The 20,106-nt window shown below is 50.1% G+C and carries 29 protein-coding genes and 1 tRNA gene; 16 read left to right on the top strand and 14 right to left on the bottom strand.

Going from position 1 to position 20,106, the window contains the following annotated elements:
- The first annotated feature begins 9 nt into the window (after positions 1 to 9).
- Genes AC6I7A_RS13595 through AC6I7A_RS13580 form a run of 4 tightly spaced genes read left to right on the top strand, consistent with a single transcriptional unit; the run spans position 10 to position 3,359 of the window.
- Positions 10 to 855, top strand: coding sequence for a hypothetical protein (locus AC6I7A_RS13595; protein ID WP_058956801.1), 846 nt, complete (start codon positions 10 to 12; stop codon positions 853 to 855).
- 9 nt (positions 856 to 864) lie between these two features.
- On the top strand, positions 865 to 1,149 hold the full coding sequence (locus AC6I7A_RS13590) for a hyaluronate lyase N-terminal domain-containing protein (protein WP_058956802.1): 285 nt from the start codon (positions 865 to 867) through the stop codon (positions 1,147 to 1,149).
- A 9-nt stretch (positions 1,150 to 1,158) separates the two neighbouring features.
- Entirely contained in the window at positions 1,159 to 1,716 is a 558-nt protein-coding gene (locus AC6I7A_RS13585) for a hyaluronate lyase N-terminal domain-containing protein (protein ID WP_058956803.1), read from the top strand.
- Between the two features lie 2 nt (positions 1,717 to 1,718).
- Positions 1,719 to 3,359, top strand: a complete 1,641-nt coding sequence (locus tag AC6I7A_RS13580; RefSeq protein WP_082668172.1) for a tail fiber domain-containing protein — start codon at positions 1,719 to 1,721, stop codon at positions 3,357 to 3,359.
- Here the strand turns inward: AC6I7A_RS13580 and AC6I7A_RS13575 are convergent.
- The 4 genes from AC6I7A_RS13575 to AC6I7A_RS13560 are packed head-to-tail and all read right to left on the bottom strand — an operon-like array spanning position 3,343 to position 6,317.
- Positions 3,343 to 4,611, bottom strand: coding sequence for a DUF6056 family protein (locus AC6I7A_RS13575; RefSeq protein ID WP_153009179.1), 1,269 nt, complete (start codon positions 4,609 to 4,611; stop codon positions 3,343 to 3,345). The two genes, AC6I7A_RS13580 and AC6I7A_RS13575, sit on opposite strands and share 17 nt — an antisense overlap.
- The gene (locus tag AC6I7A_RS13570; RefSeq protein WP_058956805.1) at positions 4,598 to 5,044 is read right to left on the bottom strand and encodes a hypothetical protein; all 447 of its coding nucleotides are present in this window, start codon (positions 5,042 to 5,044) and stop codon (positions 4,598 to 4,600) included. Before AC6I7A_RS13570 ends, AC6I7A_RS13575 begins: the two co-directional genes overlap by 14 nt.
- A complete protein-coding gene (locus AC6I7A_RS13565) occupies positions 5,041 to 5,961 on the bottom strand; it encodes a glycosyltransferase family 2 protein (protein ID WP_058956806.1) in 921 nt (306 codons plus the stop codon). Before AC6I7A_RS13565 ends, AC6I7A_RS13570 begins: the two co-directional genes overlap by 4 nt.
- On the bottom strand, positions 5,958 to 6,317 hold the full coding sequence (locus AC6I7A_RS13560; protein ID WP_058956807.1) for a GtrA family protein: 360 nt from the start codon (positions 6,315 to 6,317) through the stop codon (positions 5,958 to 5,960). The genes AC6I7A_RS13565 and AC6I7A_RS13560 overlap by 4 nt, the downstream gene beginning before the upstream one ends.
- A 928-nt stretch (positions 6,318 to 7,245) precedes the next feature.
- Between AC6I7A_RS13560 and AC6I7A_RS13555 the strand changes: the two genes are divergently transcribed.
- Positions 7,246 to 7,413, top strand: coding sequence for a hypothetical protein (locus AC6I7A_RS13555; RefSeq protein ID WP_230200824.1), 168 nt, complete (start codon positions 7,246 to 7,248; stop codon positions 7,411 to 7,413).
- A 2-nt stretch (positions 7,414 to 7,415) separates the two neighbouring features.
- Positions 7,416 to 7,739, top strand: coding sequence for a LexA family protein (locus tag AC6I7A_RS13550; RefSeq protein ID WP_058956809.1), 324 nt, complete (start codon positions 7,416 to 7,418; stop codon positions 7,737 to 7,739).
- Positions 7,740 to 7,750: 11 nt separating this feature from the next.
- Here the strand turns inward: AC6I7A_RS13550 and AC6I7A_RS13545 are convergent, their stop codons facing one another.
- Both AC6I7A_RS13545 and AC6I7A_RS13540 read right to left on the bottom strand, forming a co-directional pair.
- A complete protein-coding gene (locus tag AC6I7A_RS13545; protein WP_058956810.1) occupies positions 7,751 to 8,923 on the bottom strand; it encodes a tyrosine-type recombinase/integrase in 1,173 nt (390 codons plus the stop codon).
- Positions 8,924 to 9,086: 163 nt separating this feature from the next.
- Positions 9,087 to 9,161, bottom strand: a tRNA-Arg gene (locus AC6I7A_RS13540).
- A 193-nt stretch (positions 9,162 to 9,354) separates the two neighbouring features.
- Here AC6I7A_RS13540 and AC6I7A_RS13535 point away from each other — a divergent pair.
- On the top strand, positions 9,355 to 10,524 hold the full coding sequence (locus tag AC6I7A_RS13535; protein WP_058956811.1) for a tyrosine-type recombinase/integrase: 1,170 nt from the start codon (positions 9,355 to 9,357) through the stop codon (positions 10,522 to 10,524).
- Here AC6I7A_RS13535 and AC6I7A_RS13530 read toward each other — a convergent pair.
- From AC6I7A_RS13530 to AC6I7A_RS13500, 7 genes are all read right to left on the bottom strand, one after another.
- On the bottom strand, positions 10,508 to 10,675 hold the full coding sequence (locus AC6I7A_RS13530) for a helix-turn-helix transcriptional regulator (RefSeq protein ID WP_372340266.1): 168 nt from the start codon (positions 10,673 to 10,675) through the stop codon (positions 10,508 to 10,510). The genes AC6I7A_RS13535 and AC6I7A_RS13530 overlap by 17 nt on opposite strands.
- A gap of 65 nt (positions 10,676 to 10,740) precedes the next feature.
- Positions 10,741 to 11,088, bottom strand: a complete 348-nt coding sequence (locus AC6I7A_RS13525; protein ID WP_058956812.1) for a hypothetical protein — start codon at positions 11,086 to 11,088, stop codon at positions 10,741 to 10,743.
- A gap of 129 nt (positions 11,089 to 11,217) precedes the next feature.
- Positions 11,218 to 11,877 (bottom strand): ASCH domain-containing protein, encoded by a 660-nt coding sequence (locus AC6I7A_RS13520; protein ID WP_058956813.1) that lies wholly within the window; start codon positions 11,875 to 11,877, stop codon positions 11,218 to 11,220.
- Positions 11,874 to 12,455 carry a hypothetical protein gene (locus AC6I7A_RS13515; RefSeq protein WP_058956814.1) on the bottom strand — a complete coding sequence of 194 codons (582 nt, stop codon included), beginning with the start codon at positions 12,453 to 12,455 and terminating at the stop codon, positions 11,874 to 11,876. Before AC6I7A_RS13515 ends, AC6I7A_RS13520 begins: the two co-directional genes overlap by 4 nt.
- Positions 12,456 to 12,467: 12 nt before the next feature.
- Positions 12,468 to 12,872 (bottom strand): hypothetical protein, encoded by a 405-nt coding sequence (locus AC6I7A_RS13510; RefSeq protein WP_058956815.1) that lies wholly within the window; start codon positions 12,870 to 12,872, stop codon positions 12,468 to 12,470.
- A complete protein-coding gene (locus AC6I7A_RS13505; protein WP_058956816.1) occupies positions 12,869 to 13,312 on the bottom strand; it encodes a hypothetical protein in 444 nt (147 codons plus the stop codon). Before AC6I7A_RS13505 ends, AC6I7A_RS13510 begins: the two co-directional genes overlap by 4 nt.
- A 10-nt stretch (positions 13,313 to 13,322) precedes the next feature.
- Positions 13,323 to 13,487 carry a DUF1317 family protein gene (locus AC6I7A_RS13500; RefSeq protein ID WP_058956817.1) on the bottom strand — a complete coding sequence of 55 codons (165 nt, stop codon included), beginning with the start codon at positions 13,485 to 13,487 and terminating at the stop codon, positions 13,323 to 13,325.
- Positions 13,488 to 14,306: 819 nt separating this feature from the next.
- On the opposite strand from AC6I7A_RS13500, the gene AC6I7A_RS13495 reads away from it, so the two are divergent.
- Positions 14,307 to 14,408, top strand: coding sequence for a DUF2767 family protein (locus AC6I7A_RS13495; protein ID WP_498003777.1), 102 nt, complete (start codon positions 14,307 to 14,309; stop codon positions 14,406 to 14,408).
- A 360-nt stretch (positions 14,409 to 14,768) separates the two neighbouring features.
- On the opposite strand, the gene AC6I7A_RS13490 is transcribed toward AC6I7A_RS13495, so the two are convergent.
- On the bottom strand, positions 14,769 to 15,482 hold the full coding sequence (locus tag AC6I7A_RS13490; RefSeq protein ID WP_058956818.1) for a LexA family protein: 714 nt from the start codon (positions 15,480 to 15,482) through the stop codon (positions 14,769 to 14,771).
- A gap of 101 nt (positions 15,483 to 15,583) precedes the next feature.
- On the opposite strand from AC6I7A_RS13490, the gene AC6I7A_RS13485 reads away from it, so the two are divergent.
- The 8 genes from AC6I7A_RS13485 to AC6I7A_RS13450 all read left to right on the top strand — a co-directional run bounded on the left by AC6I7A_RS13485 (position 15,584) and on the right by AC6I7A_RS13450 (position 20,022).
- Entirely contained in the window at positions 15,584 to 15,805 is a 222-nt protein-coding gene (locus tag AC6I7A_RS13485) for a Cro/CI family transcriptional regulator (RefSeq protein ID WP_010246577.1), read from the top strand.
- A gap of 28 nt (positions 15,806 to 15,833) precedes the next feature.
- A complete protein-coding gene (locus AC6I7A_RS13480) occupies positions 15,834 to 16,382 on the top strand; it encodes a YmfL family putative regulatory protein (RefSeq protein WP_058956819.1) in 549 nt (182 codons plus the stop codon).
- Positions 16,383 to 16,568: 186 nt separating this feature from the next.
- On the top strand, positions 16,569 to 16,751 hold the full coding sequence (locus tag AC6I7A_RS13475) for a DUF4222 domain-containing protein (RefSeq protein WP_058956820.1): 183 nt from the start codon (positions 16,569 to 16,571) through the stop codon (positions 16,749 to 16,751).
- Positions 16,741 to 17,634, top strand: a complete 894-nt coding sequence (locus tag AC6I7A_RS13470; protein ID WP_058956821.1) for a conserved phage C-terminal domain-containing protein — start codon at positions 16,741 to 16,743, stop codon at positions 17,632 to 17,634. The genes AC6I7A_RS13475 and AC6I7A_RS13470 overlap by 11 nt, the downstream gene beginning before the upstream one ends.
- A 12-nt stretch (positions 17,635 to 17,646) precedes the next feature.
- The gene (locus AC6I7A_RS13465; protein ID WP_058956822.1) at positions 17,647 to 18,081 is read left to right on the top strand and encodes a PerC family transcriptional regulator; all 435 of its coding nucleotides are present in this window, start codon (positions 17,647 to 17,649) and stop codon (positions 18,079 to 18,081) included.
- Entirely contained in the window at positions 18,078 to 18,200 is a 123-nt protein-coding gene (locus AC6I7A_RS13460) for a hypothetical protein (protein WP_318250617.1), read from the top strand. Before AC6I7A_RS13465 ends, AC6I7A_RS13460 begins: the two co-directional genes overlap by 4 nt.
- Positions 18,197 to 19,660 (top strand): dATP/dGTP pyrophosphohydrolase domain-containing protein, encoded by a 1,464-nt coding sequence (locus AC6I7A_RS13455; protein ID WP_058956823.1) that lies wholly within the window; start codon positions 18,197 to 18,199, stop codon positions 19,658 to 19,660. Before AC6I7A_RS13460 ends, AC6I7A_RS13455 begins: the two co-directional genes overlap by 4 nt.
- On the top strand, positions 19,657 to 20,022 hold the full coding sequence (locus AC6I7A_RS13450; RefSeq protein WP_058956824.1) for a RusA family crossover junction endodeoxyribonuclease: 366 nt from the start codon (positions 19,657 to 19,659) through the stop codon (positions 20,020 to 20,022). Before AC6I7A_RS13455 ends, AC6I7A_RS13450 begins: the two co-directional genes overlap by 4 nt.
- Positions 20,023 to 20,106: the final 84 nt, after the last annotated feature.

Genomic DNA, 20,106 nt, shown 5'->3' with positions numbered 1-20,106 from the left:
GAAAGGCAGATGACAGTCTCATCCACCCAAAGTTACGTGGAGTATAACGCTGACGGGGTCACGGCGACATTCACCATTCCCTTTTACTTCCTGCTGAACAGCGACATCTCGGTGATGATTGCAGACTCGGCGGGGAATATCAGCGAGCCGGTTAATGGCACTGACTTCACCGTCACTGGCGCGGGAGATAGCGGAGGTGGATCCCTCACTTTCGGCGCTGTCACCGCGACAGAAAACACTATCCTTATTTACCGGAATCCACCGGTAACACAGGAAACAAAGTACTACGAGAACGGCAAGTTCCCCGCCTCATCTCATGAGGCTGCACTGGATAAGCTGACAATGCTCATTCAGGAGTTCGGCTGGCGCTTCGACTCGTTAACCCTGAAGAAACCCAGCTTCTTCGCCGGCTATTACGACGCTCTAAATAACCGCATCAGCAACCTTGCAGACCCCGCTGCAGAGACAGACGCGGTGCCAAAGCGCTATGTCGACAGCTCTGTCTCAGACTTCAAGAAATACGTAGACGATGAAGTTTCAGCAGAGGCTGCAATCCGTGCTGCCGCTGATTTGGCTGAAGCTAATGCGCGTGCTGCTGCCGACGCCAATATTCAGGAGCAGCTAACTGGAAACGTTCCTCTCGAATCCAGCGCGTTCTCTCCTATCTCCTGGCATAAGCAGACGATAGACAACAGCGTAAATATTCCTGCTGGCATGAATGCATGGTCATTCGGGCCCGACATGACCATCTCAGATGGTCAGCAGGTAGTCATACCTGAAGGCAGCCACTGGACCATTGCAGATGGACAACTGGTTACTGCATCAGCCTCCAACGTCGATTATGGCGAACTCTAAGGAAACCTCATGGCAGCATCACTGCAGTTAAAAGGCGGCACAGCCGCAAAGGTCGCCGCGTATACGCCATTGGCGCGTGAAGTCGTAATCGACACCGACAACTGGCTGCTGGTTATAGGCGACGGCACCACGGCAGGTGGCAAGCCTCTTACGGTAGCCTCCGCGGCGAAATGGACTACTGGACGGACGTTCTCATTTACAGGTGCAGCAACTGGATCAGCAACGGGAGTCGATGGTTCAGCGAACGTATCAATTGCGCTGACGCTCGGCGCTGTCGACCTCGGCACCCTGTAAGGAGGATGAATGGCAGCCTCTATTCAGGTTAAGCGCGGTACAACCGCAAAGGTCGCAGCATACACGCCACTTGAGGGAGAGCTGGTGCTGGACCTCACAACCAAGAAACTTTATGTGGGTGACGGTAGCACGGCGGGAGGAAATCAGATTGTTGCAAGTAAGAAGGGCGTGACTGACGCAACGAGCGCAGCAACAGGTGAAGTTGGTGAAGTGCTTACAGCCACGACATCAAATACCGCTGTAACGACCGCCACCGCACTAAACGCAACCTCGCTGGTGCTTACTCCTGGTGACTGGGATGTCAGTGGCGTCATCCGCTTTGACACAACAATAGCGGCGCTTACTTCGCTGATCGGCGGGTTAAACACCACGTCAGCGACGCAGCCTTCTTTCCCAAACTGCTATCAACTGATGAGTACGCTTAACACGGCCACCCAGCAATTTGCGGTTCCTACGCAGCGCATCAACGTATCAGCAAACACAACAATCTATCTGGTGGCATACACCAGCTTCACTTCGGGAACCGTTACTGTTAACGGGCACATCCGCGCACGCAGGGCGAGGTAATAATGAGTAACTTGCACGTAAACACCTTATGGCCGACTGACAATTCCTTGTCCGTTGATGTCAAAGACCTCGCTGGACGAATTAAGCGCAGTGTCAACGTTCTGACATATGGCGCCGACCCAACCGGCACATATGACAGCACTGCAGCTTTCAACCGCGCAGCTGCTGCTTCCGGTGGCGATCTCGTCGAAGTAAGCCCTGATGGCAATGGTAATGCCACTTATAAGGTGCTGAGCGCTACGAATTCTGCTGTATGGTCAATTCACCCAGGCGTAACAATTACCGGTAAAAGCAATGCTGGTTCAGCAGGCGGTGGTGTGCCTGACTTTTCCAATCTTACTGGCCGGGCATTCAACATGTCCCCGGGCGGGCAAATGGGATTGCGTCTTGGCAGCACATCACCATGGCTGACGGCCAGCTTTCGTGACCCAATCGAGTATATTTCGGAAACTGTGTCAGTTGCCAAATCTGGCGGCTATGGCTTAGTAGGCGCAAGCCGTGCAAGTGATGACCCGGCAGCCAACATGAATACGATCGGCGTCGGCGCATTCGGTTACAACGACTACGCGACAGCACCTAACCCTGTATGGGCATCGTATATGGAAGGGCGCAGGAACGCCGGGACGGGGCCGCTTTTCGGTCTTGAGATGGACTTTGTGAACCTGGGTACAGATTTCAAAGAGACGACCGTCAACACCATCGACCCGTACAGTGCAAATTCGCCAGTGATTGGCCTTCGCCTAAGTGCTGGCGGCGGCGTTGGTGGGAATCCTTGCTCAACAGGCATGGACTTCAGTCCAAACGGAACAACGTGGAATAATGGCATTATGTTCCGCGCTGGCAGCCTGACTGATGGCAAAGCCATCGGTATGCCTGCCGACTATGCAATTAACTATTACGACGCCACTGGTGCGATCATCGGCGTACGCAATGGCTATGGCAGCTTCCTGACAGACATCGGTGACGCCAACACAACCTGCGTGACCGACCAGGTTATCCGAAACCGAACCACTGGCAAGACGGCGGATGGAGATTATCTTTATCTTCTGCAGGCGCGCTATTACCCTGCAAGTGCGTCGGCAATCTCTAACCAGCTGGTCTTCAAGCAGGTCTCCACTTATCGCACCTCTGCAATCCTGACTGCTAACAACGATACAGCTGTAGCGGTAGGCATCGCGATCAATGAGTTTTCCAACAACAGCGTTGCGCCAAACATTGATGCGTCCCTTTCACTCGGTACAGCGGCTTATCGGTGGGGGCAGATTTACTCATCCACATCGACTATCAGCACATCGGACGGGAATCTGAAAACTGATATTCGCGACCTGACGGATGTGGAAAAGCGTGTTGCTTCAAAAGTAAAAGGCCTGATAAAGATGTTCCGCTTTAAGGAAGACAAGGAACAGAAAGGTGAGGACGCCCGAATTCATACCGGCGTAATTGCTCAGGATGTTATCGCAGCGTTTGAAGGGGAAGGTCTTGATCCTTTCCGGTATGGCATCGTTTGTCTGGATAAGTGGGATGCTATTCCAGAGCAAAGAGACGACAAGACCGGAAAGGTAATCAGAGAGGCGAAGGCCGCAGGCGAGCGCTACGGCATTCGTTATGAAGAGCTGATGTGCTTTGTTATTTGCTCGATCTGATATCTGGGGAGGCACTGCCTCCCTTTCTATGCAAAATCTCGTTATGCACAGCGCTACATAATGCTATTACAGCGCATATGTGAAGCAAGTATGCAACCCGAAAATATGAAGCATAAACTGTTGGTGAGAAGCCGATCATTACTACACTGGCCATCCCGCAAGAAATAGCTATTAGCGGAACGGTAGTTCTGTCCAGCCCTCTAATCAGCAGTGCAGAATTGAACATAATGCATACAGAATAAATCATTGTAAACAACATGTTAGCCCATCCAGAAAGAGATGAGAATTTTTCAGGCCACGGATAGAGCAAATCAGGGGAAAGCCAATTAAAGAAAAATCTTGAGAGTCCATGACCAGATAGACTCGTAATCAAAGATAATACCATGTATGTAAATATGACAAAGCATGAAGCTAAGTGGAGGAATCCTAGTTTCCTGCCCCTGTTTAAATAAATCAGAACTGCAGACAGGCAAAATATTGGTATGTTATATGGCATGCTGTAAGTGCTGCCAAGCCGGTCAATTCCAAACATAACTTTGGTCAGGATGCTGTATTCTCCGAATCCAGGCATCCATGTAGCTGATTCAGCTGCAAATCGCAATGAGTTCCCAGGAGCACTGAACATTATAAGAGAGCATATTGCCAGAACCGATATGTAAATAATTGAATACCAAGAGGGTCTTACTTTTTTCAAAACCAGCATCAAGATTGATATTAGCAAAAGAAAAATCGCTGACTGCTCAGAAAAAGATGCGATTAATAATGCTAGTATTGAAAGTGTGGAGTTAATCACTCCTCTCTTCATGCTGGAGAAAACGCTAAGTGAATATATTGCAAGAGAAAAAGGTATAATATAATTATAGGCGCCAGTTACCCAAAAAAAAGAATCTTCATTGATCATTCTTGGTGTTAGCAACAAAATCACTGCAGCAGCTATAGTGGTATAAAACCCTACACTATTAGTTGCGAGCTTACTTATAGAGCAAACTAAAACAATGAAAGATGTCGGAATGATAATTTTCCAAAAGGTTTCAATTCCTATTGTAGCAGTCAGTAACCCCTCTAAAGTTACTCGTCCGCTCCATGTGTCATATCTATATAAAAGGAAATCTACCAACCCCCTTGATTCAAGCGCTTTTGAGAAAAACACATCATCATTAGCACCCCTGAGAGAAAGATGCTGGAACATAATCGCGTAGAAAATGCAGGCCATTGCAATGACACATAGTAACTTTATTTTACTTGCATTCATACCTGATCCCTCTTGCCTTGACTTTATCTTCATTGATAATCACAGCTATCTCTCCAGAAAGGCCGCCCAGAAGGCTTATGTTCCTGATTGATGCTTCAAATCCCGATCTGTCATAAACAGAATTGACCTTAAAAAACCTGCTAACATCAGGCCTGCTCACAATAGAGGATTTTACAACGACCCACTCATCAGATTTATTTTTTCTCGCATATATGACAGCATGATTGTTAGGGTGCTCAGGATTTAAAGCCCATCCTTTTACCGTCATGAATTTTTCGTTAAAATAGCAGCTATCAATTGATGTGAAATCTTTATTGTCATCAAAGCTTGGAACTTCTACCGTTTTGTAACTGTTCCAAGATAGAAATAATAGCGACGATACCATCACGCAGGCTGAAATTAAAAGGGCAAAAGAAATTTTCAGAGCATTCATTTTTCGTCCCTCTTTATAACATACCGGGGTCTTTGTTTCGTCTCGACATAGATTCTTCCGATATACTCGCCAAGAACTCCAATGCCTATGAGTTGCACCCCGCCAAGAAACAGAATAGATACCAGAATCGAAGGATAACCAGCGACGGGATTCCCCCAGATCAGCTTGTCAGCAATCATCCACACGCCATAAAGAAAAGACAGGGCGGCAACGAAAAATCCGATATAGGTCCACATGCGCAGTGGGAAAGTTGAGAAAGAGGTTATCCCCTCTAAGGCCAGGTTCCAAAGTTTCCAGCCATTGAATTTTGTGCTGCCTGCAACGCGTTCTGCACGGGCATATTCAACGATATCGGTTTTTCCGCCAACCCATGACAGAATTCCCTTCATAAAAAGGTTTCGCTCAGGCAAAAGCTTGATGCTCTCAACCACATCGCGTGACATCAGGCGGAAGTCGCCAACGTTCTCTTCAATTTTTGGCGAGCTAATTTTGTTGTGCAGCCTGTAGAACCACTCCGCAGTCTTGCGCTTCATGTGTCCATCAGTGCTTCTGTCAATCCGCTTAGCCAGGACCATATCGGCCCCTGCCTGCCAGCGCTCAATCAGCTTAGGTATGACTTCCAGCGGGTCCTGCAAATCAACGTCAATTGGGATAATGGCATCACCAGTGGCATTTTCGATTCCTGCAAATAGAGCTGCTTCCTTGCCGAAGTTTCTTGTAAAGAATACGTTTCGGACCAGTGGATCTTCCTCCTGCATATCCTTCATCAGCTGCGCCGTGAAATCGGTGCTGCCGTCATCTACGAAGACAATTTCTATTTCATATGGCTTCAGGAATTCTTTATGTCTGACTGCGCTGTAAAAGAACCTTATTGCGTCTTCTTCATTGTAGACAGGAACGACTAACGAAATTTTCATTGTTTCTCTCTAAATATTACATATTTCGAATAAAGGAAGCCGCATACAAGACTGATCCCCGAGAATAACACTAACGTTACGATCGGATTTATTTTCAGTTTATCGCCATATCCACCTACGAGCGTAGCAACCATGCCCATAAAGAATACGTACATCATGTATCGAAAGGTTGTGGCCTCAGCGCTGAAAGTCCATCTAGCGTTAGCGAAAAAGGAAAACGTGACAGCAACGCAGAATGCGATGAAATTTGACAGAGATTGGGTTTGTCCGTTCTTGATGCAGATAGCAAACACGACCCAATGAATCAGCGTGTTGAGAACTCCAATCGTCATGTAGCGGGCAAATAATTTAGCCATGTTGACACCTGAAAATTTTGATACGGGATTTTGTCATTGAGATAGGTGATGATCAAGGAATCGATCATTTGCGTGAGGCAATAAAAAAGCCCGGCGACCGGGCAATGACTCAACCGCGCCTCTCTGAGCAGGCTACGGGGTGGGTTTTGTCAGGGTAGGTCATCATCACAACAGGAGCCAGGCGGGAGGCAAAAAATTACCCACCCCCGAGGCGGGTGGCGGGCATAATTTGTGGTGGAGCCAGTGACACTCTTTTGAGGCATCTCATGATTGTGACGAGGTTTAAGGCGAGCCAGCCATGCGCCTCTTCAGCCAGCGGTAGGAGCGCGGGCCTGTACACAACAGTCATATGGTAGGGGGCTGAGCTGGTATTACAAGCGTAAGCGGTAACTAATTTGGGGGATGCGCAAAAAAAAGCCCACCAGAGGCGGGCAACCATAAATTTATCAACACATATCAGTGAGGAGAACCTCACAGCAAGTATCGCCAACCCGAAGAAAAACTTTAGCCTTACGTCTCGTTTTTAATGGTTATCTACTCACCGATTTCAGAGCGCAAAAAAGCCCGCGTTACGCAGGCATCAATTGGGACAAAAAGGAAAAATCTCAGTATCAGCATCCGCTGACAGTCGCACCATACAGGGTTCCGGGCCAATAGATAGTGATGAATCTGGCAATAGCGAAACGTGAGCAAGTTATGTATTTTCGTCATGCAAAACTATGCAGCGCTCGGGCTATAGAGCATAAATTCAGCACCAGCTGCAGCTTTACAATTTTGCTACTCGCTTCGCCTTGATCAAATCCACCGATCGATATTACTGTTTATTCATACAGTATTTATCAGAGGAGGATTACTGATGGCGCGAGACTACGAGATAAAGCCTGCATTCGTACAGGCGATCACATTGGACCGACTAGGGCGTCAGATAGTGACGACCAGCGCATTCCAGGCGAAGCTGGAGGCCGTAAACCATCACTGGACGCTGCAGCAGTGCAACCAGTGGATACGACGCGAACAGAATATGTTCATGGAGCTGGCGACAGAAAACGGTGACAACCGCACCTACGCCCTGCGTAATATGGGATATGTGAGGTAGTCATGGGATTTCAGTCACCGGCGCAGGATTACGTCGAGAGCCGTCTCGATCTCAACAGGCTGTTTGCACCTCACCCAAACCACATGCTCCGGATAGAGACGCCAGGCGGATTCGCTCTGATAGACCGATCGCTTCAGGCGAAGCCGGGCGACACGGTCGCATTCCAGTTCGACGATTACCCGCAACTGGGGAAACTATTCAGCACAGGCATCATCACTCAGGATGGAGAGACGTTAGAAGGGAATGGGCTTGAGGGGGTCGTGGTGCTTGGGAAGGTGACTGCCGAGGTTCTGACTCTATACGAGCCTTACCGACCGACAATCTGAGGCGAAAGGGGCTATGCCCCTTTACCATCCAGCCAGTCAGCCCAATGTTGCATCATCTCAATACGGTTATTAAGATACTGGGCATGGTTATAAATTCCTCGCGTACCTTGCGAGTTCACGTGCGCCAGCTGGGCCTCAATAGCATCACTGTTCCAGTGAAGTTCGTTCATGACGGTGCTGAACTGGTGACGGAATCCGTGCCCACTGGTTTGCCCCTCATATCCAATCCTTCTTATCACACCGAGCACGGTATTCTCGCTGATAGGCTTCTTCTGGTCAGTACGGCCCGGGAAGCAGAGCAGGTACTGGCCGGTGACCTTTTTCAGGAAAGTCAGCAGTTCGACTACCTGATCAGACATAGGCACTATGTGTATACGCCGACCCTTCATTACTTCGGCGTCAATCGTGATAAGTCTATTTTCAAAGTCGACGTTCGCCCATGCCATCGAGCGTAACTCTTTTGTACGCAGAGCGGTGTAGTGAAGAACCTGCGCCGCAATCTTTGCAATCACGCTTCCACCATACCCTTCAAGCGCCCTGTGGAACTCCCGTATACGGTTAATTGGAAGGAAAGGGTAGTTCTCCTTTCTGTATCCTCGCAGGGCATCGACAAGGTCTGGCGCGGGGTTGTACTTAGCTCGCCCGGTTACGATCGCATACCGGAAAACCTCGCCACACCTCCTCCTGGCCTTATCCGCTCTCTCCATCGCGCCACGTTCTTCGAAAAGCCTGATGACCTTCAGCAGAACCATTGGCTCAACCTCTTCCATTTTCAGGTGACCGATGATCGGCAAAATGTCGTCTGTGAACATCCGGTGTAGCTCATCCGCATAACCCGGGGACCAGACTTTAGACTTGTGGGCATACCATTCCCCGAAGATATCGCCAAAGGTGTCAGCATTAGCCTCTTTCTCTTTCTTCTTCAGCGACTGCTTCTGCTCGGCAGGATCAACGCCAGCAAGCAGCTTCATCTTGGCCTCAGACTGGCGGGCCCGGGCTTCTGTAAGCGATATCTCAGGATAGGGCCCAATTACTAGCGTCTTTTCTTTCCCGTCAAACCGGTAACGCAGCCGCCAGACCTTTTTGCCGGTAGGGGGAACGAAAAGGAACAGACCGCCAGAATCGGCCAGGCGATATGACTTTTCCTTAGGGCGTGCAGCATCAATCTGCTTGACGGTCAGCATGTGGGCATAATTCCGGGCATAGTTTTTGGTGTGCCCACAATATGCCCGCAAAAAGTCGGCGTAGTCAATTCATGTCGGTTCGCGTCGGTTGTATATGATTTGCGGTAAAGGGTGTTTCTGAAGGGGTTTTGTTCGTGTCGGTGGAGGCGGGTTCTGTAGAATGTGGTGTCCCCTGCAGGAATCGAACCTGCAACTAGCCCTTAGGAGGGGCTCGTTATATCCATTTAACTAAGGGGACTTCGTTTGCGGAAGTTTTGAAGTTGTTCCGACGGTTCGCATCCTATCGTAAAACCTCAGATTTTTACAAGCCTTGCATTCTACTTTGTTTCGCTCGGTTTCCCTTACTTCTCCTTTAACATCGCCTCGTTCACTTGCCAATGAGTACACATTGAGTACAGAATGCCTTTAGGAATTGTGTACAGGACATCATTGTGGCGCTGAGTGATACCAAATTAAGAAGCATCAATGGCAAAGCTTACAACGGACCAGCGGAACTAACCGATGGTGACGGGCTGAGCGTTCGCATCACTCCATCTGGCACGATTACATTTCAGCACCGCTACCGCTGGAATGGAAAGCCTGTGCGTCTCACTGTCGGTCGCTACCCTTCAACATCGCTGAAAGATGCCCGCATTGCCGTAGGTGAGATGCGTGGATTGTACACGAAGGGGGTTAACCCAAAAACCTATTTTGCCGGAAGCACTGGTGTACTGACTCTTAAGGAGTGCCTGGATAACTGGTGGGAAAAATATGTTAAAGACCTAAAGCACAATACACAGGTGCTGTACAAATCAGTTGTGTACAACACCATGTACAACGAATTCGAAGATGTGCCTGTTGCCAACATCCCTGTATCAGCCTGGGTCCAGTTCTTTGATAAACAGGAAAACCTGAATAAGAAGAAAGCCCGCGTTCTGTTGCTTCAACTCCGCTCAGTCATTCACTGGTGCATCAGCCGGCAGCTGATACCTTCATGTGAGATCACAAAACTGAGCGTCAAAAATATTGGCAAGAAGCCAGACGTTGGTGATCGAGTTCTGACCTATAGCGAGTTAGCAAAAATATGGGTGGCGCTTGAGAACAGCAAGATCGTCACTTCCAACAGGTTGCTTCATCAGATGCTATTGCTGTGGGGCGCTCGCTTGTCTGAGCTTCGCCTGGCTAACGCTGCTGAGTTTAATACCACCGATTGGATATGGACCACACCATCCGAACATTCAAAGATGGGCAACATCATCAGGCGTCCTATCTTTGAGCAAATGAAGCCCATGGTGGAGCGCCTGCTAAATAGCGGGAATAAGGTTTTGTTTCCGGGGCAAGAACTCGACAAAGCTATTGATCGCTCTTCATCGAATTTGTACATGCGGAAACTGAGAGAGGCTATTGATATTCCTGAATGGCGCACCCACGACTTCCGCCGTTCATTGGTGACTAACTTATCAAGTGAGGGAGTCATGCCCCATGTCACTGAGAAAATGCTGGGGCATGAACTTGGTGGTGTCATGGCTGTGTACAACAAACACGACTGGCTGGAAGATCAAAGAAAGGCATATGAGTTGTATGCAGATAAAATATTCTGGCACGTCAAACAGCTCGGTTAATCCCTCCATCACAAATCCATTTCTCAACCGCTCTGCGGCTATACCGCGCCGGATGTGTTAGCACTGGCGCTGGAAATCCATGCTGTTTGCGCAGCCGCCAGAGTGCCGTTCTCGCTTTACCAATTTCGTCCAAAACTTCTTTTTCACTCATAAAGTCGTGGTGCATATTCTTCTCCACACATTCCTGCTGCATCAGGTTTGTTTAGCCGTGACACGTCACGGCGTATTGATATTCAACTTCAGTTCATGCCAGCCGCTGGTGGCCCAGCACGCTGCTTCACCCTGGCAAGGGCATGACTGCACCGGCAGCTGCTCTTTGCACTTCCCGCACTGCTGGTGGGACAGCACTTCCAGCTGCTGCATCAGCTCAGCAGCATCCTTCCGAATTAACAGCGCTATGTACTCGTTCAGCTCATATGGTTCACGACCGAAGCGGCGTGTGGCGCAGTTCTGCGCCAGCATCACCAGTTCCTGACTATCCAGCGCCAGCTCCAGTTTTTTACCACCGGCAGCGGCCTGTCTGGCACGCTGCGCGGCTTTGCGTTCGGCGGGGGATTTAGGCATTTGTCACCGCCGCTTTAACGGCTTGCCACACAATTTCAAGTATCGATGACCAGGCCAGATATGTATGAATACCCGCCACAAATCCAAACCCAACAACCATGGCATACAGTAAAGCGTTGCACTTAGACATCACTCCACCTCCACGCGCTTAAACTCAATGACCCACACCCACGGGTTAGCCAGCCAGCTGTCATCGCCGTAGATAGACTTCCATAACGTAACGAAGGAACCGCGTGCGCTCAGCTGGTGCTGAGTCCAGCCGGGCTGATAATGACGCCAGAAACCGCCCCGTAACTGCTCCACGCCTTCCGCGCGTGCATCGACTTCACTGATATCGTACATCCGCTCCACACGAACGCCGGTAATCTCCAGCGTTATGCGGGAAGCCCAGCGCGGCATGTGGATGGATGGGCGCCAGCGGCCTTCTTTCGGCCAATCGTCTGGAATAGTTGCGCGGTAAGCCATGTCGTGGCTGTATTGGTCAATGTTGTATCTTGCCCACGTCTCACGCACCCACAAGCGATCACCAATTGCACCAAAAGGACAGGTGTAGCCCTCATCATCGCTGGCCACACCAAAAACTTTTTTCTTGGCTGGCTGAAGGTAGCCATCTTTATCGACCATGCCGGGCGTATACCAGCGCGCGTTAAAGTCCGTTTTCAGTTCCATATTCATCGGACAGAAATCGGCAGAAGGCTGCACCCGCATGATCCGGCGCGTCTGAGTCTTTCTGCCGTCGAGAACTGCACGAACCATGTCGGCGTTAAAGATGACTGGACGCTCTTTCATTTCGCCTCCTCAATGTTGCGCAGGATGGCGGCGCGGCACAAGTTGAATCCTTCAGCTCTTGACTCAAGGGCTTTCTGAGCATCAACCGGCCTGCTGAAAGGTTCAACAACCATTTCATCTGGCACCAGCCCCGCCAGGCTGACGGCGGGCGCGGGGCGGGTGAATAGATTGATAATCCGCCGGGGGGCTGCGTTAGACGTTACTGGGTCTACAGTGAACAAATATCCGCAACCGTGATTTTTAACGTCCCGCAATTCCTGCTCGTCTGTCCACGCCACAGGCTGCTGCTTCTCCAGCTCTGCCAGCTTCGCCCGCATCACACTGCGCTCAGCATCAAGGTTATCAATCGCACGCTCAGCCGTTGCCAGCTTCGCCTCTGCTGCTTCTGCGCGCTGCTGCCAAGCAAGAGCGCCTTCAAGGTTCTTCTGCACTTCCTGTTCCAGCGCCCGGAATGCTTCGGCAATAGCTGCAGCAGACTCGTCGATTGCTTTCCGGCGAGTGGTGACATCAACGTCACGCGAACCCGGCGCACCATATTTCGGATACAGCGCTTCAACTAACTCATTCAGCTTTTCCATTACTCACCATCCTTAACCCATGCATTCCAGATACAGCCCGCTGGCAATCAGACGGGCGCGGCGTTTTGCTGCTTCTCGGTGGCGCTTCTTTGCCTCTTCAGAGCAGTCATTCCTGTAGTTGATCACCATTGGCTTACATGGTGGGGAGGCAACACGACGTGGATTTCTGACCAGGGTGTAAGTGCGGTCAATATAGCCGCCGCCAAGGCTGATTTGATTAGAGGCTTCAACCTGCAGCGTTTCGCCTCCTCTGCGTAATATGTGAATAACTAAACGGTTGAACTCACTGAGGGTCATACCGAGACGTTCTGCCAACTCCCGGCCCGTTGCCGGGCCCTTTGATAACTGCCAGGCTAACTTTTCACTGAATCCGGCATTCGCCCCATTGCTGCGCCGGAATTGGGCGACCTTTTTCATGACACCACCTTCAGGGTTACCGTGCGTGAGCGGAGTAAATCCATTTCCATTTGGGAAATGATGTTGATCGCATGTGAAATACCCGGTTGCTGGTGGTTACCCAGTGTTGTTACAGCGCGGCGGGCTTCCCCAAGTGCTTCACCACGCAATGTTCGAATCCACTGATTACAGGCTGGAGTGGCAAGCGCTGCATTCAGATCGTCAATCAGGGTCATATCAGCCCCGGCAATCTGAAGCGCCGCGATGGTATCAGGCAGGACGCTGTTGATACGCAGCACCTCTCCAGCCATGAGATTGGCGCGAACGGTGGCCACGTCGAGACGTGATGCCAGTTCAGTTACCATCTTCGCCATGTCCATAAGAGAGGTTTCTTTGCCGATGTTCTTAGCGAACTGGTGGCCGGCAGCGACGACTTCTTTGTTCGATTTAAAATGATGCATGTCATCGCCCTCAGTGAATGGTGATGTTGATGGTTTTATTAAGCCGCTCAGCTTCACGCTGCGCCTTAATGGGATTACTGATTACCGACCCGTCAGGCATAACCCAGCCGTTGAGGATATGGCTGTAGGGCAGGGTGATAATGCCTACGGTGATATGGTCGTTTGGCTTTTCCATGAAACTCTCCACACACGATTTTTGGTTGCATGAATCCCTTGCCAGTGACGGCAATAAAAAACTTTTGGGATTCGCTTAAGTTGGCTGGTGGGTTACTGCAATAACCCACAGCCCGATTACTCCACACACTTGAAAGGTTGCTGCGGTGCCGGGTGCCTCCCGGTGCTCTGGTCAGACTGACAGACACCAGAGCGGAGACTCTTAGACTGTATGCAATCTTTGTCAGTCTTCCGCGTGCGCTGGCCGCATTCACCACAACGATAAGGACACTTACTCCACGTCTCTAAAGCGTTCGAAAACACCCGCTTTGCAAATGTCCTTGTCGTTGTGAAAAAGGGCGGTTAAACCAAACCATCATGAGTAACCGCCAACACAGCAATTCAGTACTCTTAAAACGCTGGTCCGCGAACCACGTTTTCTAATTCACACTTCACACTCACCACACCGGCATCACCGCAACAGACAACATCAGCATCTGGAAAGAGCCTCAAAAAAGTAATCAGGTCCCGGAGCGTTGTGTTCGACATGTTTTTAATCATCTCCACAGTACTGCCCTCACACCACTGCAACTGCTTTAGCGAATCATCCCGATCTTCTTACGCCTCGGGCGGCTACTTCGTGGGCGTCCTGCCTATTCGCTGTTGATAGATTCATTATTGCCGGAAGTGATAAATCAGTCAACACCGCCGGAGATATTATATATCCTGCGGTGTTTATGTCATTGATTGAAATGATATTAAAAATTTTCTGCACGCATAATCATCAGATTGAGCATTTAGTAATGTATGTTTTGAGTGTTTTTTGATCGATGGGAGCACCATGAGCAAGCAATCAGAAGAACTTTATGATGAGATGTGCAGGGTGGTCGGAGACGTGGTTCTTACGCTTCATGATTACGGAGTTGAATCGAAACAAATGTGATAGCAGATGCACTTAGAACGGCGCTGGCATCGAAGAATCCCGCCCAGTCTGAGCTACTGGTCAAAGCAATGGAAGCTGCGGTAAAAGTACTGGAGCGTTAGGCATAAAAAAGCCCGCGCTAGACGGGCATAAACTCGTTCAATTGGGGCAAACCATCTGTCAGCATAAGCTGACGATAATAATGATACTTACGATGTGAAAATTAGGAAATAGATGCTCCACAATTTGTTAAGCACCGCAAATTTTGTGCGAAAACAAAAAGGCCCGCCGGACGCGGGCTAGCAGTATCAAAGCATTCAAAAGAGAAGTTTTGAGCATCAGTTGAGCTCATTCAGATTATCGTCAAATACTGAGAAATCTTTATTGAAATGTCTCTTCAGGCCATTGAGCTTTCACCACCTTACCTATGATCCGGCAACTATGATCACAGTCTAAAATCCGATAAGCAGGATTGAGCGGCACAAGATAGCTTACACCCGCATCCTTCTCATACTTTTTGAAAGTCACTTCTGAGTCAGCATTCGCAGACGCCACGCAGAAGTCGCCAGTCTCAACCGGTTCTGCCGGGTCGATGAGGATCAGCATACCCTCTGGGAAACTTGGACGAACGCCCTGCGGCGCGGTCATTGAGTGACCCTTCACTTCAAGCCAGAACGCTTTATCGCTGGCTTTCTTAGTTGTAGGGACCCATGCCTTTGCATCTCTGGAGGTAAAACTACCCACCTCAGAAAAATCACCAGCCTGGACATAAGTGAACAGGGGGTATTCATAGTGATTTGACCTAATGTTTTCTTCACCAATCGACTGATACATGTCAGCGATCTCAGCAGCAATTTTAGGACTAAATTCTCCAACACTTACCTTCAAGAATTTGGCTAATGCTGAGGCATTGCTGGGATTCAGAGCATTTACTCCATTCAGCAAAGATGCGACAGCTGATTGACCTACGCCCAGTGCGTCCGCCACAGACTCTTGGGAAATACCCAACTCAGCTTTTTTGCGCTCATAGATTGATTTCAGTCTCTGCGCGTCTTCGATTTGCTCGTTAGTGAGCGGCTTTTTCTTTGCATTCATATGTGAAATTTATCACCGCACGGGATAAATAACTAACACCGCGCGTGTTGACTATTTTACCTCTGGCGGTGATAATTAAGCCTATACATTAGGAGATGATTATGAGCCAGAGAATAAAACTCAAAGATTATGTAGAGCAGTTTGGCCAGACGAAAGCAGCTACCGATTTAGGCGTTTACCAGAGCGCAATCTTTAAAGCGATTTCACTCAAACGTGACATCACCGTGATCCTCCATGAAGACGGGACGATTTCAGCGGAAGAAGTGAAACCGTTCCCTGCAAATCGTAAGTGTGATCACAAGTCTATATCGACAGCTTTCTAATTTTAACCACAGTTTAGAGGGCTTAACCGTGGATCAGAAGCACTGGCAAGTTGAAAAGCAGCCGGCATGGCTGGTGGTAGCAATAAAGAAGACGATTTCAAGTCTTCCGGGTGGGTACTTAGAAGCAGCTGAATGGCTGGGTGTAACCGAGGATGCGCTATTTAACCGCCTGCGCACCAATGGCGATCAAATTTTCCCAATGGGTTGGGCAATGGTTCTGCAGCAGGCAAGCGGCACAAAGCACATCGCTAATGCCGTGTCCCGTCAATCGAACAGCGTCAACGTACCGCTGGTGGACATTGAGGATGTTGATAACGCGGATATCAATCAGCGCCTGATGGAGTCGGTTGAGTGGATTGGCAAGCATTCTGCTTACATTCGCAAGGCAACCGCTGATGGCGTGATTGATGCGGCTGAGCGTGAGCAGATTGAAGAGAACAGCTATCAGGTAATGGCGAAGTGGCAGGAGCATCTGACGCTGCTGTATCGCGTTTTTTGCGCTCCAGAAAAGGTGAACGCCGCTGGATTGCAGTCCGCGGCGTTCGATGCGACTAAATCAACGTGTGTGGAGAACTAATCGCGTGATCAATTTAACCAGAAAATCAGGATTACCGCAATTCCGTTGCCTTCCCTCTGCTGGTGGCCGCTTCAGCAATGAGCCGCTGCGGTATGTGCTTAATGTACCAGGCGTCAGCGAAGAAGTTAACCACGGCTTTGTTGAGTGGGCTGTGGGTGATGCTAACCAGCGAATGAGGGCGATCACATGCGAGAACTCGACCGTATTTTTCGAGACAAGCGCGGCATCCCTGTGCGGGTCATCCGCTGGGAGCCAGAAAACGACCGCGTTATCTACCTGCGTGACAAGTACGAACATGGTGAGTGCTTCAGCTCTCTCGAACGGTTCAAGCAATATTTCAGAGAGGTTGGGGTAAATCATGAGCGTTAAATTATCTGCATTCGTCTGGGACGGCTGCGCATCATCCGGCATGAAGATCACTATGGTAGCCATCATGGCACGCCTGGCTGACTTCTCAAGCGACGAAGGCGTTTGCTGGCCTTCAATCGCCACCATCGCCCGTCAGATAGGCGCTGGTCCGAGTACTGTTCGTACTTCGATCCGTAAGCTGGAAAGTGATGGCTGGCTGACCAGCACTTCACGTCGCAAAGGTAACCGCAACAACTCCAACATGTATCAGCTGAACGTCAAAAAACTGCGCGAATCAGCTGCTGCTCACCTGTCAGAATCTGAGGCGTCAGAATCTGACACATCAAAATTTGACGCATCAAAATCTGATGCACCGAATTTTGACGCGTCAAATTTTCACCCGTCAGAATCCAGCAAAAATAACAGTTTTGACCCGCCAGAATCTGGCGACGATCCGTCAGTAAAATCAAAACATGATCCATCAGATAAAAAACCCTTTTGTCAGGTTGCGTCGCAACCAGACGATGAGTGGTCAATTATCAATCGCTCCCGTCAGGTTTTACGTCACCTGAACAAAACTAGCGGCGCAAAACACACCGAGGCGCAGTCGTCGATGGGGCACATCAAATCCCGCCTGAAAGACAAGTTCACGGTGGAAGAGCTTTGTCTGGTGGTGGATTACAAGCACGCACACTGGGAAGGCACTGAGGAATACCAGTACATGCGTCCCAAAACGCTATTCATCCCCGGCAATCTGCCTGGTTACCTCCAGTCAGCCACCAAATGGGATAAGGCCGGTCGCCCGCCGCGCTCTGAGTGGAGCGCCCTGAAGCGCAACATGCAGCGCGATATCACGGTCATTCCAAAGCCTGACAGCTCAGTGCCTCACGGCTTTCGCGGTTAACGGGAGAAAATCATGATCAACCACGAATCAAAAATTCTTGAACTGATTACCCGTAATGGTCCGCTGAAGGTCCGCGAACTCTGCAAGCTCATGGGTCTGCATGAGACCTCCGTGAAGCGCTTTATCAAACCGCTGTTCACTAAGGGGCTGCTGAAGCGGGCAAGCGACTGGAGCTACTCAATCAACACTGACCCCTTGCCGGTTGAAAGCGAGAAATTCGCCCGCCTGGCGAAGCAGGCCAGCGAACTTGAGGCGAAAGGGTTCTGCCTGCGAGCTGCACAGGTATGGCGTGAAGCGATGATGGTGGCGAAGTTCGATGCATCTCGCAATGAAGCCAAAGAGAACTGCGACCGCTGCGCCGTTAAGGGCTCACTCAACTGTGGCAGCTACGGCGGACTCGACACCGGCCGCATCATTTCAGCCAGTGTGAACAGGGATTTGTTATGAGAACGCACCTGAAGAGCCACTACGAATGCAACGAGATTTTCTACCGGGCCATTCCCACTGCAGTAGTGATGATTGCCGCCCTGATTTTTGTCCTGACATGGGAGCTGACCACAGCATGAGCACGTTATCTCAGTACTACAAACAGAAAGAGCAAAATGGCACCGGCACCACCGTCAAAAAAACTTTCATGGTACCGTTCGAAGAACTCTACACAGTGGAAGGTGAGCAGGGGCGTCCACTGAATAAAGAACACGCTGAAAAAATGTGTGAGCTTTGGATGTCAGGTACAGACTTGCCAGCGCTTCTCGTTGAAGTAACTGAACGGGGTGTGAAGATCATTGATGGTCAGCATCGTCATTATGGCGCTTATCTGGCAAGAGAAAAGGGGCATCAGATACCCCGAATCGAATGTAAGGATTTTATCGGTACGCCGCTTGAGAAACTGGCAATCCAGACCGGTAGCAGCGAAGGCCTGCAGATAACGCCAATTGAACGTGCCATCAATTATAACAAGGCAAAAAATCAGGGTCACAGCATCCACGAGATCGCTAAGGCTTTTCATCGATCAGTAACTGACGTAGAGAATCACCTCCAGCTGCTGTCTTCAGGTGACACACTGCTGGATATGGTGAGCTCAGGAGAAGTATCAGCAACAACAGCTATGGAGTTGAGCAAGAAGCACGGACCAGCAGCGGGTCGCATTGCAACTGAGCAGCTTGAAAAAGTTAAGGCCTCTGGCAAGAAGAAGCTGACTCGTTCAGCAGCCATCGTTTCACCGGCAAAACTGCGTGAAAAAATCCGCGCAGAGCATGCAGCATGGTCGCAGGAAACGTTCGGCGATGTAGGTCCGGTTGGTCCTCTGAAGCACCTGGCAAAAGAGGCGATGGAAGCTGCTGAAGCACCTGATGACCTGTCTGAATGGGCTGACCTTCAGTTTCTGCTGTGGGATGCCATGCGCCGCGCCGGTATTACTGAAGAAGAGCTCAATTCCGCCATGGAATTGAAACTCAGCGTCAACAAGGCCCGCAACTGGCCCGAACCCAAAGACGGTGAGCCGCGCGAACACCTGAATGCTGATAGTGAGGAACCCGTTCAGTCTGAAAAAGACTATGGCGATGACCTGCCATTGCTGAAGCACGAAATTCTTGAGAAGAGCGGTGTTGACGTGTGGGCCTGCGTTCAGGCCGCATTCAAGATGAAAGCTGAGTACACCTACAGCGAATCCAAATGGGCGCATACCTGGGCGGCAGACTCTGTTGAGAATCCTACCTGTGTGACAGTTCCGGCAGAGACGATTGCCAGTGCAGTACGCCTCATCAAGCAGCACCAGGATGAACAGGCGATCAAAAAGTGGCTATCAGAGCAGCATGATGACCCTGAACTGGTGACAGAGCAGCTGAACCGCTTCACAGGGACGCTCACTGACTTACGTCAGGATCATCCGTGTACTGCTCAGGATTTCATAAAGCTGGTGGAGCAGGTAAATCGGGATTGCTGGTCCAATTACCGCATGCTGCGTCAGGCAGTCCGTGAGGTGGCTGGGCAGATGACAATTCCGGGTATTGGGGAGACTGCATGAAGTTAACCCTCCCGTTCCCGCCAAGCGTTAACACGTACTGGCGTAACACCAGAAAGGGAGTATTGATCAGCGCCTCCGGGCGCTGTTTCCGCTCCAACGCATTTGCCGCCATTCTTCAGCAGCTCAAACGCCGACCACAGCCGATTACAGTGAACGTGCAGGTTACCGTGCTGCTGTTTCCTCCAGACAAGCGCCAGCGTGACCTTGATAACTACCTCAAAGCCCTGTTTGACAGCCTCACGCATGCCGGTATATGGGGCGATGACAGGCAGATTAAGCGATTCACTGTAGAGTGGGGACCTGTAACCAAAGGCGGTAAGTCTGAGGTGGTAATCAGCGAGTTTCAGCCGGTAGCGGCATAGGTCCGCAACTGGTTACATGACCAGTGAAATTGGGTATAGTGTGTGCTGTACTGGTGATTGCAGTTGCCGTACCAAGGTTGGTCC

This window comes from Type-F symbiont of Plautia stali (assembly GCF_059731105.1).
This window is presented reverse-complemented; position numbering and strand designations above follow the sequence as displayed.

Bases quoted from the DNA above. Each gene is read 5' to 3' on its own strand.
- AC6I7A_RS13595 (WP_058956801.1), top strand. From the start codon at position 10: ATGACAGTCTCATCCACCCAAAGTTACGTGGAGTATAACGCTGACGGG.
- AC6I7A_RS13590 (WP_058956802.1), top strand. From the start codon at position 865: ATGGCAGCATCACTGCAGTTAAAAGGCGGCACAGCCGCAAAGGTCGCC.
- AC6I7A_RS13585 (WP_058956803.1), top strand. From the start codon at position 1,159: ATGGCAGCCTCTATTCAGGTTAAGCGCGGTACAACCGCAAAGGTCGCA.
- AC6I7A_RS13580 (WP_082668172.1), top strand. From the start codon at position 1,719: ATGAGTAACTTGCACGTAAACACCTTATGGCCGACTGACAATTCCTTG.
- AC6I7A_RS13575 (WP_153009179.1), bottom strand. From the start codon at position 4,611: ATGAATGCAAGTAAAATAAAGTTACTATGTGTCATTGCAATGGCCTGC.
- AC6I7A_RS13570 (WP_058956805.1), bottom strand. From the start codon at position 5,044: ATGAATGCTCTGAAAATTTCTTTTGCCCTTTTAATTTCAGCCTGCGTG.
- AC6I7A_RS13565 (WP_058956806.1), bottom strand. From the start codon at position 5,961: ATGAAAATTTCGTTAGTCGTTCCTGTCTACAATGAAGAAGACGCAATA.
- AC6I7A_RS13560 (WP_058956807.1), bottom strand. From the start codon at position 6,317: ATGGCTAAATTATTTGCCCGCTACATGACGATTGGAGTTCTCAACACG.
- AC6I7A_RS13550 (WP_058956809.1), top strand. From the start codon at position 7,416: ATGGGATTTCAGTCACCGGCGCAGGATTACGTCGAGAGCCGTCTCGAT.
- AC6I7A_RS13545 (WP_058956810.1), bottom strand. From the start codon at position 8,923: ATGCTGACCGTCAAGCAGATTGATGCTGCACGCCCTAAGGAAAAGTCA.
- AC6I7A_RS13530 (WP_372340266.1), bottom strand. From the start codon at position 10,675: ATGAGTGAAAAAGAAGTTTTGGACGAAATTGGTAAAGCGAGAACGGCA.
- AC6I7A_RS13525 (WP_058956812.1), bottom strand. From the start codon at position 11,088: ATGCCTAAATCCCCCGCCGAACGCAAAGCCGCGCAGCGTGCCAGACAG.
- AC6I7A_RS13520 (WP_058956813.1), bottom strand. From the start codon at position 11,877: ATGAAAGAGCGTCCAGTCATCTTTAACGCCGACATGGTTCGTGCAGTT.
- AC6I7A_RS13515 (WP_058956814.1), bottom strand. From the start codon at position 12,455: ATGGAAAAGCTGAATGAGTTAGTTGAAGCGCTGTATCCGAAATATGGT.
- AC6I7A_RS13510 (WP_058956815.1), bottom strand. From the start codon at position 12,872: ATGAAAAAGGTCGCCCAATTCCGGCGCAGCAATGGGGCGAATGCCGGA.
- AC6I7A_RS13505 (WP_058956816.1), bottom strand. From the start codon at position 13,312: ATGCATCATTTTAAATCGAACAAAGAAGTCGTCGCTGCCGGCCACCAG.
- AC6I7A_RS13500 (WP_058956817.1), bottom strand. From the start codon at position 13,487: ATGGAAAAGCCAAACGACCATATCACCGTAGGCATTATCACCCTGCCC.
- AC6I7A_RS13495 (WP_498003777.1), top strand. From the start codon at position 14,307: ATGAGCAAGCAATCAGAAGAACTTTATGATGAGATGTGCAGGGTGGTC.
- AC6I7A_RS13490 (WP_058956818.1), bottom strand. From the start codon at position 15,482: ATGAATGCAAAGAAAAAGCCGCTCACTAACGAGCAAATCGAAGACGCG.
- AC6I7A_RS13485 (WP_010246577.1), top strand. From the start codon at position 15,584: ATGAGCCAGAGAATAAAACTCAAAGATTATGTAGAGCAGTTTGGCCAG.
- AC6I7A_RS13475 (WP_058956820.1), top strand. From the start codon at position 16,569: ATGCGAGAACTCGACCGTATTTTTCGAGACAAGCGCGGCATCCCTGTG.
- AC6I7A_RS13470 (WP_058956821.1), top strand. From the start codon at position 16,741: ATGAGCGTTAAATTATCTGCATTCGTCTGGGACGGCTGCGCATCATCC.
- AC6I7A_RS13465 (WP_058956822.1), top strand. From the start codon at position 17,647: ATGATCAACCACGAATCAAAAATTCTTGAACTGATTACCCGTAATGGT.
- AC6I7A_RS13460 (WP_318250617.1), top strand. From the start codon at position 18,078: ATGAGAACGCACCTGAAGAGCCACTACGAATGCAACGAGATTTTCTAC.
- AC6I7A_RS13455 (WP_058956823.1), top strand. From the start codon at position 18,197: ATGAGCACGTTATCTCAGTACTACAAACAGAAAGAGCAAAATGGCACC.
- AC6I7A_RS13450 (WP_058956824.1), top strand. From the start codon at position 19,657: ATGAAGTTAACCCTCCCGTTCCCGCCAAGCGTTAACACGTACTGGCGT.